Raw genomic sequence first — 700 nt, 5'->3', positions numbered from 1 at the left:
GGAAGGCGAGAAGCGCGGCGCCATCTGGCTCCTGACCGGCCCGAACATGGGCGGCAAGTCGACCTTCCTGCGTCAGAACGCGCTGATCGCCATACTGGCGCAGGCCGGCTCCTTCGTGCCTGCGAAGCGCGCGCATATCGGCGTCGTCGACCGCCTCTTTTCCCGTGTCGGCGCTTCCGACGACCTGGCGCGGGGGCGCTCGACCTTCATGGTGGAGATGGTCGAGACGGCAGCGATCCTCAACCAGGCCGGCGAGCGGTCCCTGGTCATACTCGACGAGATCGGCCGTGGCACCGCCACCTTCGACGGCCTCTCCATCGCCTGGGCGGCGGTGGAGTACCTGCACGAGAGGAATGGCTGCCGGGCCATCTTCGCCACGCATTTCCACGAGATGACGGCGCTCGCCGAAAAGCTGCCGCGCCTCGCCAACGTCACCATGCGCGTCAAGGAATGGGAAGGCGACGTGGTCTTCCTGCACGAGGTGGCGCGCGGCGCCGCCGACCGCTCCTACGGCGTTCAGGTGGCGCGGCTGGCCGGCCTTCCGGAAGCCGTCGTGGATCGCGCGCGGGAAGTGCTGCACCAGCTCGAAGCCGGCGAGACCTCCGGCAAGGCGGAGCGGCTGGTGGACGACCTGCCGCTCTTTTCGGTGCCGGTCCGCCGCGAGCCGCCGAAGCCGAAGGCGGCCGACGCGCTCGCTGCC

General features: G+C 69.9%; 1 pseudogene. It reads left to right on the top strand.

Going from position 1 to position 700, the window contains the following annotated elements:
• Positions 1-700: pseudogene (locus tag BGN91_RS07745) on the top strand (DNA mismatch repair protein MutS); the annotation flags it as partial.

Origin of the sequence: Nitrobacter sp. 62-13 (assembly GCF_001896955.1) — a bacterium.
Lineage (GTDB): Bacteria > Pseudomonadota > Alphaproteobacteria > Rhizobiales > Xanthobacteraceae > Nitrobacter.
The sequence above is the reverse complement of the archived record's forward strand: the minus strand, read 5'-3'. Positions and strand labels throughout refer to the sequence as shown.